Source organism: Aquibium oceanicum (assembly GCF_001889605.1).
Lineage (GTDB): Bacteria > Pseudomonadota > Alphaproteobacteria > Rhizobiales > Rhizobiaceae > Aquibium > Aquibium oceanicum.
The window spans coordinates 3,006,633-3,024,112 of record NZ_CP018171.1 but is presented as its reverse complement, the minus strand read 5'-3'; the positions used below and the strand labels follow the sequence as shown (position 1 = coordinate 3,024,112).

Genomic DNA, 17,480 nt, shown 5'->3' with positions numbered 1-17,480 from the left:
CTGATTGAGAATGGCTGAGCCCGTTTTCTTCTCGCCTGCGCGAGCGATCTCGGTGGGCGAAGCCGCCGCCATGATCGATGGTATCCTGCTGGACCCGTCGACTGCTTCCAGACGCATCGACGGTCTGGCTGTTGCTGGCGAAGGCGGCGGCGGAAAGCTGGTTTTCGTCGATGGAAAACGCAATGCCGCGATGATGACGGGACTGTCGGCGGCAGCGGTACTGTGCCAGCCCGAAATCGCCTCCCTCGCGCCGCCCGGCGTCGCGGTCATAACCACCAAATCTCCCGCGCTCGCATTCGCCCGTATCGGCCGAGAGCTGTTTCCGCTCGCGACGTATCCCGCCGCCGTCACCGCCGAGACCGGCGTCTCCGAACATGCTCACGTCGCCGAGGACGCGCTGATAGAGGATGGAGCGATCGTCGAGCATAGCGCGGTCGTCGGACCGAGAGCCGAGATCGGCCGCGATGCCGTAATCGGTCCGGGAGCGATCGTCGGTCCGGATTGCAGGATCGGACGGCAGGCGCGGATAGGAGCCAATGCGAGCATTCTCGCGTCGCTGATCGGTGATCGCGTCGTGGTTCATCCCGGCGCGCGTATCGGCCAGGACGGCTTTCGTTTCATTCCGGGTCCTGCCGGTCTCGAGAAGGTCCCGCAGATCGGGCGGGTGATCATCCAGGCCGATGTCGAGATCGGTGCAAACACGACGATCGACCGTGGAGGACTTGGCGACACGGTGATCGGCGAAGGGACCAAGATCGACAATCAGGTGCAGGTCGGCCACAATGTGAGGATCGGCAGGCACTGCGCGATAGCCGCGCATGTCGGTATCTCCGGATCGGTCACGCTCGGCGACTTCGTCATGCTGGGAGGCCGCGTGGGCATCTCCGACCACGTCGCGATCGGCGACCGCGTGCAGATCGCAGCCGGTAGCGGTGTCATGCATGACGTGCCGGCCGGACAGAGGTGGGCGGGATTCCCCGCGAAACTCGCCACCGATTTCTTTCGCGAGACGAATGTCATAAAGAAGCTCGCCGCAGACACGAGACGCAAGGGACCGGGAACATGAGCGACGCAGCTTCCTCGACACTCGAGTCGGTCGGAATCATGGAGTTGCTGCGTCTGTTGCCGCATCGCTATCCGTTCCTGCTCGTCGACCGCATCGTGGAGATCGAGGGAAACAATTCGGCCGTCGGCATCAAGAACGTGACCATCAACGAACCGCATTTCCAGGGCCACTTTCCCGGTCATCCCGTCATGCCGGGCGTTCTCATCGTGGAAGCGATGGCGCAGACGGCCGGCGCGATCTGCATCCACGAGAGCGCGGCGACGAGCCCGAGCCTCGTCTATTTCATGGCGATTGACGAAGCGAAGTTCCGCAAGCCGGTACAACCGGGGGACCAGTTGAGGATCCACGTCAGGAAGTTGAAGCAAAGGGGTGGGGTGTTCCGCTTCGCCTGCGAAGCGACGGTCGAGGGCAACAAGGTCGCGGAAGCGCAGTTGACCGCGATGATGACTCCTAAGGTGGAAGGCTAAATTTTGGCCGAGACTTTCATTCACCCGGCGGCAGTCGTCGAAGATGGAGCGCAGATCGGGAAGGGCGCCCAGATCGGACCGTTCTGCCACATCGGCCCGCACGCGGTGATCGGCGGCAACGTGGAACTGATGAGCCACGTTTCGGTTATGAACGCCACCCGCATCGGAGACGGGACGAAGGTCTACCCCAACGTAACACTCGGCGGACCTCCGCAAGACACCAAGCACAAAGGCAGCGTCACGCGGCTTGAAATCGGCCGCAACTGCAAGATCCGGGAAAATGTCACGATGCACGTGGGCTCCGATGCGAGCAGCGGCGTCACTATGGTGGGCGACGACGGGTTCTTCCTCGCCAATTCGCACGTAGCCCATGACTGCGTGGTCGGAAACAACGTGACGCTAACCCACGGTGCAACCCTGGGTGGTCATTGCGAGATCGGGGATCACGCCATCGTAGGAGGGCTGACGGGCGTGCACCAGTTCGTCCGGGTCGGCAGACGCGCATTCCTGGGCGGCAGCTCCGCCGTCATGGGCGACGTCATCCCCTACGGCATGGTCGTGGGGAACCGGGCGAAGCTGCACGGATTCAACCTCGTCGGCATGCGCCGGTCCGGTATGGCCCGGGCTGAGATCTATCGTATGCGGGAAGCCTATCGCCGCATCTTCGATCCGGCACGACCGGTTGCGGTGAACCTCGAATCGGTAGCGGTCGAATTTGCGGATACCCCGTCGGTGATGGAGATCGTGGCCTTCATGACGAATCGCCGGAAGCGTTATTATTGCGTACCGCCCTATCTGAAGGCCGAAGATAGCGGCGATGACCCCATCGGCTGATCCGTCGCGTCATGGCCATGCCGCGCGAGACGGTCGCGTCGCCATCGTGGCAGGCGGGGGAGCACTGCCCGGCGAACTGGCCGCTGGGCTGTCGCTGGCCGCCCGCCCGCCGTTCCTCGTAATCATCGAGGATCAGCCCGACACCGATCCGGATCTGTTCCGCTTCGAGCACCGGATGCTGAAGGTGGAGGACTACGGAACGCTCATCTCGATACTGCGGCGTGCGGAAGCCACGCACGTCGTCCTGGCCGGAGCCATTTCCCGGCGACCGGCGCTGCGATCGATCCGCTGGAACTTCAGCCTCCTGAAAGTGCTGCCGACCGTCGTCGCCGGTCTCGCGCGCGGCGATGACGCTATCCTTCGCGCGATCGTGCGGCATCTCGAGGCTGAAGGCTTCAACGTCCTGGGCGCACACGAGATCCTGCCGGACCTCATCGCGCGAGAGGGACAGATCTCGCAGGTGAAACCCTCCACCACGGAACGCCGCAACATCGCAGCCGCGATGGAGGCGGCGCGGGCGATCGGCGCTCTCGACATCGGTCAGGCAGCGATCGCCGTGAGGGGCCGCGTCGTGGCGCTGGAAGGCGCTGAAGGGACGGCGGAGATGATCGATCGCGTGCGACGATTGCGGACCGAGGGGCGGATCGGCAAGGCCGGCGGTGTCCTCGTCAAGTGCGCCAAGCCGAACCAGGAGCTTCGCGCCGATCTTCCCTCGATAGGTCCCGATACCGTCAGGGGCGTTCACGCGGCGGGACTTGCAGGAATTGCCGTCGAGGCGGGGAGGGCAATCGTGCTGCAGCGGAAGCAAGTCATCGAACTGGCCGACGAACTCGGTATCTTCGTGACCGGTATTGCCGGCGGCACGCCATGACGGCGGACCGCATGCGCATCGCCATCGTCGCCGGAGAGGAATCGGGCGATATTCTCGCGGCCGACCTAGTATCGGCGTTGGCGAAGGAGAGCGGCAAGGCCATCGAACTTTCGGGCGTGGGCGGCAGCCATCTCCAGGCGCTCGGGCTCGAAACGCTGTTTGATCCGGGCGAGATTTCGCTGATGGGGATCTCGGCGGTCCTGGCGCGGCTTCCGCAACTCTTTCGCCGGATCTCGGCGACCGCGGACGCCGTGGTGGAGAGCAATCCGGACTGTCTCATCACCGTCGACGTCCCCGATTTCAGCCTGCGCGTGGCCAGGAAGGTCCGCGCGGCCGACCCGTCCATTCCGATCATCCACTATGTTTGCCCCAGCGTGTGGGCGTGGCGGCCGCAGAGGGCGGCCGACATGCGCGGCTTCGTGGATCATGTCCTGTGCGTCCTCCCCTTCGAGGTGGCGGAACTCGAACGGCTCGACGGGCCCTCCGCGACCTATGTCGGCCATCGCCTGACGCACGATACCGGGCTGTCGGCGGCGGCCGAACGGCAGAAGGCCGCGCCACCGCGCGAGCCGCGCGCGGCCAGGACGCTGCTCCTGTTGCCTGGTTCCAGGCGCAGCGAGGTGACGAAGCTGCTCGATCCCTTCAGGGAAACCGTGGAAACGCTGATCGCACGCGGCATGACCCTTCGGCTCGTCATTCCGACCGTCCCTCATGTCGCCGACATGGTTCGCGAAGGCACGGCGGACTGGCCGGTCAAACCCGAAATCGTCCTGGGAAAGGACGCCAGGTACGAGGCGTTCGGCCAGGCGGACGCGGCACTGGCCGCGTCGGGGACCGTGACCCTGGAACTGGCGCTCGCCCGGGTACCGACGCTTTCCTGCTACAAGACCGATGCGTTCGGCCGGCTTGCCTATTCCATGATCCATGCCTGGAGCGCATCGCTTCCGAACCTGATAGCGGATCGGCCGGTCATTCCGGAATACTACGACCATTTCGTGCGGGCCGGTACGATCGCGCGGCATCTCGAACAACTGGCCGGCGACACGTCGGCACGTGCAGCTCAGCTGGACGGGTTCGACGCGATCGCCGCTGCCATGGCGACGGATCGCCCTTCGGGCGAAATCGCCGCGCACGCCGCTCTCGAAGCGATGAGGAAACATCGCGGCTGACTTTGGCCGCGGCTTCGCAAACCCCTTCAACGAAAAACGGCGCCCGGAGGCACCGTTCGAATTGCGAAATCGATCTGCTTCGAGCGGTCAGCGCTTGGCGATCGCCACGTAGTCGCGCTTCGGCGCGCCGATATAGAGCTGGCGCGGCCGGCCGATCTTCTGGTGCGGATCCTCGATCATTTCCTTCCACTGCGCCACCCAGCCGACGGTACGGGCGACCGCGAACAGCACGGTGAACATGGTGGTGGGGAAGCCGAGCGCCTTCAGCGTTATGCCGGAATAGAAGTCGATGTTGGGATAGAGCTTCTTCTCGATGAAGTACTCGTCCGTCAGCGCGATCTTCTCGAGCTCCATCGCCACGTCGAGCAGCGGATCGTCCTTGATGCCGAGTTCGCCGAGCACCTCGTGCGTGGTCTTCTGCATGATCTTGGCGCGCGGATCGTAGTTCTTGTAGACGCGGTGCCCGAAGCCCATGAGGCGGAAAGGATCGTTCTTGTCCTTGGCGCGGGCGACGAATTCGGGGATGCGGTCGACCGAGCCGATTTCCGACAGCATGTTCAATGCCGCCTCGTTAGCTCCGCCATGGGCGGGACCCCACAGGCAGGCGATGCCGGCCGCGATGCAAGCAAACGGATTGGCGCCCGAGGACCCGGCGAGACGAACGGTCGAGGTCGACGCATTCTGCTCATGGTCGGCGTGCAGGATGAAGATGCGGTCCATGGCGCGCGCCAGAACCGGGTTCACCTTGTAGTCCTCGCACGGCACCGCGAAACACATGTTGAGGAAGTTCGCCGCGTAGTCGAGGTCGTTCTTCGGGTAAACGAACGGCTGGCCAATGTGGTACTTGTAGGCCATCGCTGCGATCGTCGGCGTCTTGGCGATCAGCCGCATGGAGGCGACCATGCGCTGGTAGGGATCCGAGATGTCGGTGGAATCGTGGTAGAAGGCCGACAGCGCGCCGACCACGCCGCACATCACCGCCATCGGATGGGCATCGCGGCGGAAGCCGGTGAAGAAGCGCGACATCTGCTCGTGCACCATCGTGTGACGGGTGACGCGGTAGTCGAAGTCCTCCTTCTGCGTCTTCGTCGGCAATTCGCCATAGAGCAGCAGATAGCAGACTTCCAGGAAGTCGCCGTGCTCGGCAAGCTGCTCGATCGGGTAGCCGCGATGGAGCAGCATGCCCTCGTCGCCATCGATGAAGGTGATCTCGGATTCGCAGCTCGCGGTGGACGTGAAGCCCGGATCGTAGGTGAAGGCGCCGGTCTGGGCGTAGAGTTTGCCGATGTCGATGACTTCGGGTCCGATCGAGCCCTGACGGACGTTGAGGTCGATTTCCTTGCCGCCGAAATCGAGTTTTGCGGTTGAATCGGTCATCGCGGACTCCTTATCGTCAATCGGCTGTGTGGAAGAGTTCCGCGATGAAAAATCGCGGTCTGGAATGGCGATCTAGCTATCCCATTTCACCGCCGATGCCAAGTTGCGGCAACGTCTAATGTTGCAGCGCGAAAAGGCCGGTCATTTTGAAACGAACAGGCGGTTATCCACGAGTGTGCGTACGCCTCACAGCAGGTCGCCGAGGCGGCCGAGGCTCTCCTCGCGTCCGAGCACCGCGAGCACGTCGAAGACGCCGGGCGACGTCGAACGGCCGGTGAGAGCTGCACGCAGGGGCTGCGCCACCGCGCCGAGCTTGAGCCCGGTTTCGGCGACGTAGGCGCGGATCGCGGCTTCGGTCGTCTCCGCATTCCATTCGCCCGTGATGTTCTCGAGGGCCGCCTTCGCGCCCGCGAGAATCTCGCGCGGAGGCTCCCCGACCAGCTTTTCCGCCTTCTCGTCCAGGGTCAGCGGCCTTTCGGAGAACAGATAGCCGGCGCTGTCGGCCAGTTCCACCAGCGTCTTCGCACGCTCCTTCAGACCTGGCATGGCCTGAAGCAGCATGGCCTTGCGCCTGTCGTCGAGCTTGTCGGCCATCGCCTTGCCGCCCTCGATATAGGGCAGCGTCGCGAGAAGGTTGTCGAGGAGTTCGGCATCCGGCGTGCGGCGCATGTGCATGCCGTTCAGGGCTTCCAGTTTCTGGAAATCGAAGCGCGCGGCGCCCTTGTTCACGTCCTCGATCTCGAACCAGCCGATCATCTCTTCCGTCGACATCACCTCGTCGTCGCCGTGGCTCCAGCCGAGCCGCGCCAGATAGTTGCGCAGCGCTTCCGGCAGGTAGCCCATGGCCCGGTAGGCCTCGACGCCGAGCGCTCCGTGCCGCTTCGACAGCTTCGCGCCGTCCGCTCCGTGGATGAGCGGAATGTGGGCCATCACCGGTACGTCCCAATCCATCGCCTGATAGATGATCGTCTGACGCGCAGCATTGGTCAGATGATCGTCGCCGCGGATGATGTGTGTGACGCCCATGTCATGATCGTCGACCACGACGGCGTGCATGTAGGTCGGGTTGCCGTCCGAGCGCAGAATGATGAAGTCGTCGAGGTCCTTGTTGGGAAAACGGACGTCGCCCTGCACCTTGTCGTGCACGACGGTCTCGCCTTCTTGGGGCGCCTTGATGCGGATGACCGGCCTGACGCCGGCCGGCGCCTCGGCCGAATCGCGGTCGCGCCAGCGGCCGTCGTAGCGGGGAGGGCGTCCTTCTGCGCGCGCCTTCTCGCGCATTTCCTCCAGTTCGGCCTGGGACGCATAGCAGCGATAGGCCTTGCCGCGCCGGACGAGTTCCTCGCCGATCTCTCGATGGCGCTCGGCGCGCGCGAATTGCGAGACGGGTTCGCCGTCCCAGGCGAGGCCGAGCCAGGAAAGACCGTCGAGGATCGCCGCGGTCGCCGCTTCGGTCGAGCGCTCGCGATCAGTGTCCTCGATCCGCAGCAGCATCTTGCCGCCCGTGTGCCGGGAGAAGAGCCAGTTGAAGAGCGCGGTGCGCGCGCCGCCGATGTGGAGGTAACCGGTGGGGGACGGCGCGAAGCGCGTGACGACGGGTGCGGGCATCGGATTCCGGAGGCTTTGCGTGCTGGGCGCCTTGGCGCCACTGCGCGGGTGATTTCGGGTCGCGTTCATGTAGCATAGGATGATCGGGGTGCAAGCCGTCGGGCTTGCCGGGGCTTTCGGGAACCGGCTTTCGGACGGCAGTGACGGGGTCGCGATGGCGACGATCGACGAACCGGATCCGGACGAAAGGGGGATGCTGCCCGTGCCGGGCATGCTCTTGCCGGCAGGCGTGCACCGTGGGCAAGCAGACGCGGAAGGGAGCGCGGCATACCGTCCGGGCACGAGGCGGGAGCGGGCGTTTGCTGCCGTCCAAGCAGCGCTGGCGGAGGCCCTCGCTGCCGAGCGCGACCGGGGGACGGCCTTCCTGTTCCTCCCGGTCATCCTGTGCGCGGGCGCGGCGTTCTACTGGGCGCTGCCCCTGGAGCCGTCGTTTCCCATCGTCGCCGCCGGCATCGGGTCGGCCGTGCTTGCGCGCGCCTTCTTCCGGCGCGCGGGCCTCGGCCGGGTCGTATCGACGATCCTCATCGTCTCCATGCTAGGCGTGCTCGCAGGCAAGCTGGAGACGTGGCGGGCCGGCACCAAGATGCTCGGTTCTGAGATCCCGACGCTCGTGACCGGTCGGGTGGTGACGGTCGAACGACAGGCGAGCGGTCGGGTGCGGCTGACGATCGACGTTCATTCCACCGACCGGCCGGTGCTCCGCCATGCGCCCGACCGGGTGCGGCTTTCCGCGCGGTCCTTGCCGCCCGAAATCCATGCCGGAAACGGCGTTTCGGGTTATGCACGGCTCTTTCCGCCTTCGGGCCCCGCGCGTCCATTCGGCTACGACTTCGCCTTCGAGAGTTATATGGATGGCATCGGCGCGACCGGGTTCTTCCTTTCCGATCCCAGACCCTCGCGGCTCGACGCCGAAGCTGGCTGGCGCGCCGCACTCTCGGCCCGGATCGCGGACATGCGCCAGGCGATCGCGGGCCGCATCACCAGCCGGATCGAAGGACCGGAGGGACAGATCGCGACGGCGCTTATCGCCGGGACGCGCGCCGGCATTCCCGAGGAGATCAACGAGGCGCTGCGCAAGACCGGCCTCGCGCACGTCCTTTCGATCTCGGGTCTCCACATGGCGCTCGTCGCCGGCACGGTCATGTTCGGACTGCGCTTCGTCTTCGCGCTGTTTCCCGGCTTCGCCTCTCGCTTGCCCGTGAAGAAGTATGCGGCGGCCGTCGCGTTGCTGGCCGCGTCCTATTACCTGCTGATTTCCGGAGCGGCGGTCGCGGCGCAGCGCAGCTTCGTCATGATCGCCGTGATGCTGGTGGCGCTGCTCTTCGACCGGTCGGCGATCACGATGCGCAATCTCGCCATCTCGGCGCTCGTCGTCATTGCGATAGCGCCGCATGAGGTGGTCGGGCCGAGCTTCCAGATGTCGTTCGCCGCCACGGCTGCGCTCATCGCGGCCTATGCCTGGTGGTCGGAGCGTCGGCTGAACGGTTTCACGGGCGGACAGCCGCGGCAACGCTCGCTGGTCGGAGGCGGCTTTCGGCTTCTGCTTCTCTATTGCGCCGGAATTGCGATGACCTCGCTGGTGGCGGGGACGGCAACGGCGCTGTACGGCGTCTGGCACTTCCACCGCATGGCGCCACTCGGCCTCCTCGCCAACCTCGGCGCGATGCCCGTCGTATCCTTCGTCATCATGCCCTCGGCGGTTCTCGCTGGCATCCTTATGCCGTTCGGCCTCGAAGGCTTCGCGCTCGACATCATGGGGTGGGGCATCGGGATCATGGTCTCGATCGCGGGATGGCTCGCCGAACGCACGCCTTTCGATGCCGTGGGCACGATCCCGCTATCGGCGGTGCTGTCGATGACCATTGCTCTCGTCCTCTTGACTGTCCTTTCGACCTGGCTTCGTCTCGCCGCCGTTCCGTTGCTCGTTGCCGGTATAGTGCTCATCGCGACGCGGGATCTCCCGAACCTCCTGCTCTCGGAGGAGGGAGACTTGATCGCCATGCGGACGGAGGCCGGGGAACTGGCGGTCAACAAGAGGCGACCCAACCGCTTCGTCACTGGCATCTGGATGGACGCGGCGATGACGCACGGTGTTGCTGTGCCGGTCGTCAGCGCCGAACCGCTGACCGCCGCCATGCTGGACGGGCTGGTCCCCGGAGCTTTCGCTTGCGACGAGACAAGTTGCATCGCGCGACACGGCGGCGGTGCGATCGTGGCGTTCGTTTCCGCGGAGGGGAACGCGCGCCAATTCTGCGATTTTGCCGACGTCCTCGTTATTGACGATGCCACGGCGGTTAACCCGTGCGACCCGGCGAAGTTGCTCGTGGTCACCAAGCGCGACCTTGCGCGGCGCGGCAGCGCCGAAATCCGCTTCGCCGGGGCAGGGCAGGGAAGGCCTGCGGAGATACGGTTCGCCGTCCGGGAACCCTACAGGCCCTGGCACGAGCATCGGCGTTGGTCCCGCGAAGCCCGCGGAATGCCGCCCTACAAGCGCGATGCGGACTGATTGCGCAGGGTAAGCATCAGGCGGCGTATGCGAACGCCGAAGACGTCTGGCGTTTAGTAGCGCCGGATCAGACCGACGAGACGGCCTTGGACCTTCACCCGGTCCGGCCCGAAGATGCGCGTCTCGTAGGCTGGATTGGCCGCTTCGAGCGCGATCGAGGCGCCCTTGCGGCGGAACCGCTTGAGGGTGGCTTCCTCGTCGTCGACCAGGGCCACGACGATCTCGCCCGGACTGGCGGTGGAGGTGCTGCGGATCACGACGGTGTCGCCGTCGAGTATGCCCGCTTCGATCATGGAATCGCCGCGGACCTCGAGCGCGAAATGTTCGCCGCCGGAGAGCATGTCGGGCGGCACCGCGACCGAATGCGTCTGGTGCTGGATGGCGTCGATCGGCACACCGGCGGCGATCCGGCCCATGACGGGGATGGAGATGCCGGCCGCGTCGTCGTTGCTCGCCTGGCGCGCGGGCGCCGGATCGGGGCGCTTTCCGAGGCTGCCCTCGATGACGCTCGGGGAGAACTTGCGCGGTCCACCCAGCCCCGGCGCGATGGAATCGGGCAGCCGGATGACCTCCAGCGCGCGGGCCCGGTTGGGCAGCCGCCGGATGAAGCCGCGCTCCTCGAGCGCTGTTATCAGGCGATGGATGCCCGATTTAGACGCCAGGTCGAGCGCCTCCTTCATCTCGTCGAAGGACGGAGGAATACCGGATTCCTTCAGCCGCTCATGGATGAAGAGCAGGAGTTCGTGTTGCTTGCGCGTGAGCATATTGGCACCCCTCAGGGAATCGAACGCCTAAAAACAAAACCGGAACAAACCTATCTGTTCCATTCTTGTTCCGCAATAGTTTTAATTCGAGTAAACAGTCCGGCGTCGCCGAGCTGGAAGCCAGTTGACGCTGGCGGGGCCGAAATACGCCAACCGGTGCCGAGGGTGCGGTACGGCTGATCGGCGACGGCGAAACAGCCCGGCGCCGCAATGGGGGCGTGTCTATCCGCTTGTGGCGAACACGAAAGCCGGCTGGAAGGCGCCGATCGCGATCAAGCGGTTGCAGCGCGAAGGCGACGCGCTCAGGCGGCGCCGTCCTTCTCCTCGCGAAGGTTGGATATGACGCGGCGGTTCTGCACCTTGCAGGCGGTGTCGGCGCAGTCGCGAACCACGCGCTCCTTCCCGTATCCCTTGGCCCACATGCGGTCGCGGGCGACGCCGGCGGCGGCGAGGTAGTTCATCACTGCCTCGGCGCGGCGGCGCGACAGCTCCACCATGGCCGCATCGCCGCCGGGGTCGTCGGCGAACCCCTGTAGCTTGACCAGCCATTGCGGATGCTTCTGCAGCCAGGCGGCCTGGTTGTCGAGCGTCACCCTGGCGGTCTGGTCGAGTTCGGCCGATCCTTGCGCGAAGTAGGTCCGGCGGCCGACGTTGAGGATAAAATCCTCCTCGCTGCCCGGCTGGACGTTGGCGAAGCCGGCGGCCGGCGCGTTGGTGACGTCGGGCACCGGCGGTTCAAGCGTGGCCGTGGTGGAGGTGCAGCCGGCCAGCAGAGCGAACGCGAGCGCGGCGAAGAGCCGGCGCCTCATTCCGAAGAAAAGGGTCATGTCGGTTCAGCTCTTCTTCGGCGCGTTGTCGGCGATATGCGGCAGGACCTGGACCGCGGTGCCGACCGGGCAGCGCTGGTAGAGGTCCATCACGTCCTCGTTGAACATGCGGATACAGCCGGACGAGACGTCCTTGCCGATGCTCCATGGCTCGACGGTACCGTGGAAGCGGTAGCCCGTGTCGGCCCCGTCGCGATGGAGGTAGAGCGCGCGCGGGCCGAGCGGATTGTCCGGCGCGCCGCCCTCGATGAACTGCGGCAGGCCGGGCTTGCGCTCGTGCATCTCCGGCGGCGGGGTCCAGCGCGGCCACAGCGCCTTGCGCGCCACGTTGGCGCGCCCGTACCATTTGAAGCCCTCCTTGCCGACGCCGACGCCATAGCGCACCGCCGTCTGGTTCTCGACGATCAGATAGAGGAAATGGTGCTGGGTATCGACGACCACCGTGCCCGCCGGTTCGGCGGAAAAGTACTTGACGATCTGCTTGTGCCAGATCGGATCGATGACATCGAAATTGGTGCGCTTCCAGCTGACGCCATTGTCGATGCCGGTGCCGGCGTACCAGGATTTCTTCGCGGCAGCCCGGGCCGGAACGCCCATCGCCGTCGTCGCCGCCAGCGCCAGTCCGCCTGCCAGCAAGTCACGCCGCGTCACATTCATCTCGATCCCCTCCGACGATCACCCTGCGGAAGCTTATAGAATCGATTCTGTAACCTTCCAATGTCGAAGTTGCGGGTAAGCCGCTACGATGGGGCCTTCCGGAACGTTGCCCGCAGTGCTTATAGGGGACCCATGAACGCACCGAAGGAACTGAGGGTCTCGAAGGATCGCCGCCTGCTGACGGTGAGCTTCCCCGACCATGCGCCGATCGAGCTTGCCGCCGAGATGCTGCGGGTGCTCTCGCCATCGGCCGAGGTGCAGGGCCATTCGCCCGACCAGCGCGTGACTGTACCCGGCAAGCGCGACGTGGCGATCCGCAAGCTGGAGCCGGTCGGCAATTACGCGGTCAGGATCGGCTTCGACGACGGCCACGACACCGGCATCTTCACTTGGTCCTATCTTCACCAGCTCGGCCACGAGAAGGAGGCGCGCTGGCAGGCCTACCTCGACGAACTCGCCGAGAAGCGGCTGAGCCGCGATCCCCGCTGAGGCGTCACTTCTTCTTCCGTGCCTTCTCCGACACGTTCCGGGCGACCGCCGCACGGATCAGTGCGCCGAAGGCGTCCGCGTCCACCGTATCGCCCTCGAAGAGATCGATGGCTCTGCGCGCATTGCCTTCGAGGCTGGCGTTGAAGAGGCCGGACGGGTCGTCGAGCGCAGCGCCATTGGCAAACGTCAGCTTCACCTTGTCCTTGTAGGTCTCGCCCGTGCACACGATGCCGTCATGCTCCCAGACCGGCACGCCGGAGGGGTTCGTCGGCTTCACCCACTTCACCGTCTCGACCATGGCGGGATCGGCCTGGCGGATGAGTTGCCGGACGCGGGTGAGCGTCTGGCCGCGCCAGCCACCCAGTTCTGATATCTTCGCGTCGATAAGCCGGTCGGGCGTGATGTCGTGGTCCATGGAGTTGCCATTCGTCTCTATGAAGCCAGTTCTGCCCGTCGGGCGACGGGCAATGTCGAGGAGCACGGCGGACGATTTACAGGGCGACGGTGTCGGACGGCTCTGCGGCGCGGCAAAACGCGTTCAGCGCCTCCTGGATCCGTTGCGATCGCCGAAGCCGATCTCGTAGGACACGCTGCCCGAGATGCGGATGTCCCAGTTTCCCGCACGGATGCTGCCGGGCTGGCTACCCGCGGCCAGCGCTTCGTCTGGCTCGGGCTGCGGTTCCGCGGCGACGGGCGAAATGGAGCCGGTGGTCACGCCCGGCAGGGCGTCATCGGTCGGTGCCCGCTGGTCATCGGCAAATGCCGGTGCGCAGAACAGGGTCAGCACGAGCAGTGCCAGGGTTTTCCTCATCGGAACCTCCTCATGGACGATGCGATGTTTGCGTCCGGTCATGCCGGCCTGTCAAGCCGCAGCCGTTTTCAAGCATCCGGCGGCGGCGACATTGCGTCCGAGCTGGAGGCGTGATAGGAACATATCAAGAACGAAACTCGTGTGGACATGTCCGGTAAATCATCGCGCTCCCGTGCGGTGGCGGCCCGCTTGGGCTATAACGGGTACAGGCTGAAAAGCGACCATTCCGGACAAGCGTGGAGATGTGAGATGGCAGGAAGCGTCAACAAGGTCATTCTGGTCGGCAACCTGGGCGCGGACCCCGAAGTCCGGCGCCTGCCGTCCGGCGATCCGATCGTGAATCTCAGCGTCGCGACGTCGGAAACCTGGCGCGACAAGAATTCCGGGGAGCGCAAGGAAAAGACCGAGTGGCACCGGGTCGTCATCTTCAACGACAACCTCGCCAAGGTGGCCGAGCAGTACCTGAAGAAGGGCATGAAGGTCTACGTGGAAGGATCGATCCAGACGCGCAAGTGGCAGGATCAGTCGGGCCAGGATCGCTACTCGACCGAGGTCGTGCTGCAGAAGTTCCGCGGCGAGCTGCAGATGCTGGATGCACGCGGCCAGGGCGAAGGCCAGGGCGGCGGCTATTCCGGCGGTCGGGGCTCCGACTTCGGCTCTTCGGGACCGATGGATGACGATCGCGGGCGCGGCGGCAGCAGCGGCGGTGGCGGTGGTTTCTCGCGCGAACTGGACGACGAGATTCCGTTCTGAGAGGGGCAGGCGACCCTGCGAACCAGGGTTGTGTTTCCAATCGACTGGCGAAGCCGAACTGATTCCGCTGGCGCGCCGCCCCGAGCTTGCGCGGGTGTGGTTCGTCTTGCGCCGGATGATCACATAGACGCAGTGTGCATACCAGGCGTCGCTCCGCGGCTCTTGCGGGCGCAGCGTCCTCGACCTAGCTCCGTCTTGAAATAAGCCTCAGCCGGTCGGGACCGTTGGAATGATCGTCAAGCCGCATCCAGAGACACGCGTCGATGCTCCGGCATCCGACGAGGTGAACGATCTGCGGATTACGGGCCTGATCGCGTGGATGGTCGACGGAGCGCGGTCGAGCACGAGCCCCGATGCTTTCGTGAACGATTTCTGCCATCGTCTCGTGACTGCCGGTATACCGCTCGATCGCTTCGGCCTCTTCGTCAACACGCTCCATCCGAACGTCGCCGCGCGGCGCTTTCTCTGGACCGCCGCTGAGGGCGTGCAGATGCGCGAAGGCGCCCTCAGCATCTTCTCGGAAGATCAGTACCTGAAGAACCCGCTTCCGGCCGTTACCTCGCAGCAGGTAACGATCCGGCGCAGGCTGACCGACATCGCGGCAATCGACGAATTCGTCATCCTGGGCGAACTGAGGGATGAAGGCTTCGCCGACTATCTGGCGCAGCCGCTGATCTTCACGACGGGCGAGACGCATGCCGCCACGTTCTCGACCAGGCACCCGCGCGGCTTCTCCGATCACCAGCTCGCGGCGCTGGATCGCATCCGCCAGCCTCTGGCGCGTCTCGTCGAAGCCTACCTCTTGAGGCTCAACGCGGCATCCATCCTCTCGACCTATGTCGGCCGGGGAAGCGGCGAGCAGATCCTGAACGGGCGCGTCCACAGAGGCGATGGAACGGAAATCGAGGCGGCGATCCTCTTCACGGACCTCATCGGCTTCACCGAAATCTCCAACCGGATCTCCGGGCAGAAGGTGGTCGAGATGCTGAACGACGCCTTCGACCTGATGGTGCCTCCGGTAGAGGCGCACGGCGGCGAGATCCTCAAATTCCTCGGGGACGGTTTCTTCGCGATCTTCCCCTACGACGGCTCGCGGGCGCTCGAGCAAGCCGTGAAGGCGGCGAGCGAGACGATCATGGAGGGAGAGGCGAAACTGGCGGCCAGTCCGCTCGGAGAGAGCCTGGCCTTCCGCTCGGCCCTGCATGCCGGGCGCTTCCACTACGGCAACATCGGCGGGGCGAACCGCCTCGACTTCACGGCGATCGGCCGCCCCGTGAACTATGCCGCGAGGCTGCTCGCCGCCGCGTCCGACCTGTCGCTCCGGCGTGTCGCATCGTCGGACATCGCCATCAATCTCTGCACCGTCCCGCGGCTCGCGGCAGAGGTCGAGTTCAAGGGGTTCGAGGGCAAACAGAAGGTGTTCTCGTACTGAGCTTGCACGGATGCGCCGGCTTCGGCCGCTGTGTGACCAGCCACGAGCGGCGCCGTGCCAAGGGTCATATCTTCAGATCGAGATACTCGTCGATCTACGCTTCCTGCGAATCCTGAAACTCCCTGCGCTTGGCGCGTCTCGCCAGTGTGAGTGCTTCGTCGAGAGCCCCGTCCGGCCGTACTACGACACCATAGAGTTGTTCCGCGGCCTCGCGGCTGACGATGCCGCCCATGACATCGGTCATAACCGCGGCGAGGGGGCGCTGGAACGGGTCGCCGAAGCCGCCGCCGCCGCCCGACAAAATCTCGAAGCGGGGATTGTCGAGTGTGAGCTTTCCATAGCGAGGCAATTGGGGGCGTGTACCGTCGGGCTGGACGACCGCGATCCGGCAGTTGTCGCCGTCGCCGCCCCCATTGACGCCGAAGCCTGCGGAATGTCCCAGGCCCTCGCTGCGGAACGTGTGGATCACCTGACCGATGACTTCGGCTTCGTAGGCAACGCCCGCGCCGCCGCGCTTCAGGCCGGGCCCCCCCGAATCGCAGCGGATCTCACAGCGATGGACCCGGATCGGATAGAGCCGCTCATAGGCTTCGATGTTCGGGATGGTCAGGCCGCCGAGGGAGCCGAGGAGCCCGATCTGGTCGAAACCGTCTCGCTCGCGCACCGCGCCAGCGCCAGACAGCGCATTCCAGTGGTACATCACATAGGGCTCGGCCTGGCGGTTCAGTCCGGTGGAGATGCCGTGGATGGTCTTGGACCATCCGGCGCACGCCTTCTCGGGCGCGGCCTTGGCCAGAGCCTGCCAGACCGCGTGCACGATCTCGTGGCCCATGTACATGGTGCTCATGGTCTGTGCGGCAGGCGCGCGCGGATTGACCAGCGTCCCCTCGGGAAGGATGAGCCTGGCGCAGCGGAACGTGCCCTCGTTGATTGGGACGTCGTCGCAAAGGAACGAGGCGAGGCCGACATAGGTCAGCGAATGGCTGTTGGCGATGGGGCTGTTCTTGAAACCGATCATCTGCGGATCGGTGCCGGTGAAGTCGATGAGAAGATTGTCTCCCTCGATGGTGAGCTTGATGCGGATGGCGTGGTGACCATCGGTGAAGCAGTCGTTGTCGGTGTATTCCTCGCCCTCATACGTGCCGTCCGGCAGCGCGGCCACTACGTTGCGGAACGACGCATCCGCGTGATCCAGCACCGCGGCGAAGCAGTCGATCAGACCATCCGACCCGAGTTCGGCGGCAATCGCCTGGATGCGCTCGCAGCCGATGCGCGTGGCGCCGATCATGGCCTGAAGGTCGCCATCGAGCAGCTCCGGCGTGCGGCTGTTCAGAAGCAGCAGCCTCCAAAGGTCGCGCCGCACCTCGCCGCGCTCGATCAGGCGGACCGGGGGGAGCCTCAGGCCCTCGTGGAAGATTTCCGTCGCATCGCCGTTGTAGGTGCCCGGCGCGCCGCCCCCGATGTCGGACTGGTGCGCGCGGTCGCAGGCGATGGCGACCATCCGGCCGTCCACGAAAACGGGTGTGGCGACCACCCAGTCCGGCAGATGGTTGCCGCCCGCCACGTAGGGGTCGTTCATCAGGAAAACGTCGTCTTCGGCGATATCGTCGAAGGATTCGATCAGTGCGCGCGCGGCGAAGCCACCCCCGGCCGCGTGTGCCGGCAACCCGTCGGCCTGGCTGATGATAAAGCCGTTGGCGTCGGTGATGTAGCACGTGAAATCGTGCGCCTGGCTGAAGATCGGACTCAGGGCGGTCTGCGACATCACCCAGCCCATCTGCTTGCAGATGTGGTCGAGGCGGTTCTGGACGAGGGCGAGACGGACGGGATCGATGGCGGTCATGGTCGT

Annotated in this window: 17 protein-coding genes; 9 read left to right on the top strand and 8 right to left on the bottom strand. The window is 65.2% G+C overall.

The genetic code is table 11. The annotated features are described in order from the left end of the window. Positions 1 to 10: 10 nt before the first annotated feature. The 5 genes from lpxD to lpxB are packed head-to-tail and all read left to right on the top strand — an operon-like array spanning position 11 to position 4,407. On the top strand, positions 11 to 1,066 hold the full coding sequence (gene lpxD, locus BSQ44_RS14745; RefSeq protein ID WP_072605477.1) for a UDP-3-O-(3-hydroxymyristoyl)glucosamine N-acyltransferase: 1,056 nt from the start codon (positions 11 to 13) through the stop codon (positions 1,064 to 1,066). Beyond that, complete coding sequence (gene fabZ, locus BSQ44_RS14740) at positions 1,063 to 1,533, top strand: 3-hydroxyacyl-ACP dehydratase FabZ (RefSeq protein WP_072605475.1); 471 nt, start codon at positions 1,063 to 1,065, stop codon at positions 1,531 to 1,533. The genes lpxD and fabZ overlap by 4 nt, the downstream gene beginning before the upstream one ends. Further along, positions 1,534 to 2,367: an acyl-ACP--UDP-N-acetylglucosamine O-acyltransferase gene (gene lpxA / locus BSQ44_RS14735; RefSeq protein WP_114579976.1), complete on the top strand. Its 834-nt coding sequence runs from the start codon at positions 1,534 to 1,536 to the stop codon at positions 2,365 to 2,367. Then, positions 2,351 to 3,238: an LpxI family protein gene (locus BSQ44_RS14730; protein WP_072605472.1), complete on the top strand. Its 888-nt coding sequence runs from the start codon at positions 2,351 to 2,353 to the stop codon at positions 3,236 to 3,238. Before lpxA ends, BSQ44_RS14730 begins: the two co-directional genes overlap by 17 nt. Continuing rightward, positions 3,235 to 4,407 (top strand): lipid-A-disaccharide synthase, encoded by a 1,173-nt coding sequence (lpxB, locus tag BSQ44_RS14725; RefSeq protein ID WP_072605471.1) that lies wholly within the window; start codon positions 3,235 to 3,237, stop codon positions 4,405 to 4,407. Before BSQ44_RS14730 ends, lpxB begins: the two co-directional genes overlap by 4 nt. A gap of 87 nt (positions 4,408 to 4,494) precedes the next feature. On the opposite strand, the gene gltA is transcribed toward lpxB, so the two are convergent. Together gltA and gltX are read right to left on the bottom strand one after the other, a co-directional pair. After that, positions 4,495 to 5,784 (bottom strand): citrate synthase, encoded by a 1,290-nt coding sequence (gltA, locus tag BSQ44_RS14720; RefSeq protein WP_072605469.1) that lies wholly within the window; start codon positions 5,782 to 5,784, stop codon positions 4,495 to 4,497. Between the two features lie 186 nt (positions 5,785 to 5,970). Continuing rightward, positions 5,971 to 7,392: a glutamate--tRNA ligase gene (gene gltX, locus BSQ44_RS14715; protein ID WP_072605466.1), complete on the bottom strand. Its 1,422-nt coding sequence runs from the start codon at positions 7,390 to 7,392 to the stop codon at positions 5,971 to 5,973. A 79-nt stretch (positions 7,393 to 7,471) separates the two neighbouring features. Between gltX and BSQ44_RS14710 the strand changes: the two genes are divergently transcribed. Continuing rightward, positions 7,472 to 9,898, top strand: coding sequence for a ComEC/Rec2 family competence protein (locus tag BSQ44_RS14710; protein ID WP_114579975.1), 2,427 nt, complete (start codon positions 7,472 to 7,474; stop codon positions 9,896 to 9,898). A gap of 53 nt (positions 9,899 to 9,951) precedes the next feature. On the opposite strand, the gene lexA is transcribed toward BSQ44_RS14710, so the two are convergent. The 3 genes from lexA to BSQ44_RS14695 all read right to left on the bottom strand — a co-directional run bounded on the left by lexA (position 9,952) and on the right by BSQ44_RS14695 (position 12,146). Continuing rightward, the gene (lexA, locus tag BSQ44_RS14705; RefSeq protein WP_072605464.1) at positions 9,952 to 10,662 is read right to left on the bottom strand and encodes a transcriptional repressor LexA; all 711 of its coding nucleotides are present in this window, start codon (positions 10,660 to 10,662) and stop codon (positions 9,952 to 9,954) included. 302 nt (positions 10,663 to 10,964) lie between these two features. Then, positions 10,965 to 11,489, bottom strand: a complete 525-nt coding sequence (locus tag BSQ44_RS14700; protein ID WP_072605462.1) for an OmpA family protein — start codon at positions 11,487 to 11,489, stop codon at positions 10,965 to 10,967. A gap of 6 nt (positions 11,490 to 11,495) precedes the next feature. Then, positions 11,496 to 12,146: a L,D-transpeptidase gene (locus BSQ44_RS14695; protein WP_072605460.1), complete on the bottom strand. Its 651-nt coding sequence runs from the start codon at positions 12,144 to 12,146 to the stop codon at positions 11,496 to 11,498. Positions 12,147 to 12,278: 132 nt separating this feature from the next. On the opposite strand from BSQ44_RS14695, the gene BSQ44_RS14690 reads away from it, so the two are divergent. Further along, complete coding sequence (locus BSQ44_RS14690) at positions 12,279 to 12,635, top strand: gamma-butyrobetaine hydroxylase family protein (protein ID WP_072605458.1); 357 nt, start codon at positions 12,279 to 12,281, stop codon at positions 12,633 to 12,635. A gap of 4 nt (positions 12,636 to 12,639) precedes the next feature. Here BSQ44_RS14690 and BSQ44_RS14685 read toward each other — a convergent pair whose 3' ends face one another. Both BSQ44_RS14685 and BSQ44_RS14680 read right to left on the bottom strand, forming a co-directional pair. Further along, on the bottom strand, positions 12,640 to 13,050 hold the full coding sequence (locus BSQ44_RS14685) for a DUF1801 domain-containing protein (RefSeq protein WP_072605456.1): 411 nt from the start codon (positions 13,048 to 13,050) through the stop codon (positions 12,640 to 12,642). 123 nt (positions 13,051 to 13,173) lie between these two features. Then, entirely contained in the window at positions 13,174 to 13,446 is a 273-nt protein-coding gene (locus tag BSQ44_RS14680) for a hypothetical protein (protein ID WP_157894602.1), read from the bottom strand. 249 nt (positions 13,447 to 13,695) lie between these two features. On the opposite strand from BSQ44_RS14680, the gene BSQ44_RS14675 reads away from it, so the two are divergent. Then, complete coding sequence (locus tag BSQ44_RS14675; RefSeq protein WP_072605452.1) at positions 13,696 to 14,199, top strand: single-stranded DNA-binding protein; 504 nt, start codon at positions 13,696 to 13,698, stop codon at positions 14,197 to 14,199. Positions 14,200 to 14,428: 229 nt separating this feature from the next. Then, entirely contained in the window at positions 14,429 to 15,631 is a 1,203-nt protein-coding gene (locus BSQ44_RS14670) for an adenylate/guanylate cyclase domain-containing protein (RefSeq protein ID WP_072605450.1), read from the top strand. Between the two features lie 94 nt (positions 15,632 to 15,725). Here BSQ44_RS14670 and BSQ44_RS14665 read toward each other — a convergent pair whose 3' ends face one another. After that, on the bottom strand, positions 15,726 to 17,474 hold the full coding sequence (locus tag BSQ44_RS14665; RefSeq protein ID WP_072605447.1) for a hydantoinase B/oxoprolinase family protein: 1,749 nt from the start codon (positions 17,472 to 17,474) through the stop codon (positions 15,726 to 15,728). Positions 17,475 to 17,480: the final 6 nt, after the last annotated feature.